Annotated in this window: 1 pseudogene; it reads right to left on the bottom strand. The window is 78.4% G+C overall.

Annotated elements, in window-relative coordinates:
* A pseudogene (locus GT030_RS04735) lies at nucleotides 1–661 on the bottom strand (chromosome segregation protein SMC); the annotation flags it as partial.

Below are 661 nucleotides of genomic sequence, written 5' to 3'. Positions count from 1 at the left end.
GCGCCGCGGCCTCGGTCCGCGCCCCGGCCGCCTCCTGCTGCGCCCGCCCCAGCTCCTCGCACCGCACGGCCAGCTCCGCCAGCGCGCCGGCCGCCTCGTCCACGGCCGCCTGCACCTCCAGCAGACTGGGCGCCCCGGCCGACCCGCCCTGCGCGAAGTGCGCCCCGAGCAGATCCCCCTCGGCGGTCACCGCCACCAACTCGGGCCGCGCGTACACCACGGCCTCCGCCTCCTCCAACGTCCCCACCACGACGACCCCCCGCAGCAACCGCCGCAGGGCCGGCATCAGCTCGAGGGGGGCTCGTACGAGGTCGGCAGCGAAGGGGTGCCCTCCGGGGGCGGGAGCGGGAGTGCCCCCTTCACCCGGACCAGGTCCCCCCGCGACCAGCAGTGACGCCCGGCCCCCCTCCTCCTTGTGGAGGTGGCGGATCGCTTCGGCGGCTGCGGCCGGAGTCGTGACGGCGAGGGCGTCGGCGGAGGTGGCGAGAGCCGCGGCGAGGGCCGTTTCGTGGCCGGGGGTGACGGTGAGGAGTTCGGCGGCGGGGCCGAGTACACCGGTGAGGCGGTCGCGGGCGGCGAGGAGGGCGCCGGTGCCGTCCTTGCGGCGCAGGCCCAGGGCGAGGGCGTCGTGCCGGGCGCGCAGCGCGGCCCGTTCGCGTTC

The organism is Streptomyces sp. SID1328 (assembly GCF_009865595.1).
Lineage (GTDB): Bacteria > Actinomycetota > Actinomycetes > Streptomycetales > Streptomycetaceae > Streptomyces > Streptomyces griseoluteus.
The sequence above is the reverse complement of the archived record's forward strand: the minus strand, read 5'-3'. Positions and strand labels throughout refer to the sequence as shown.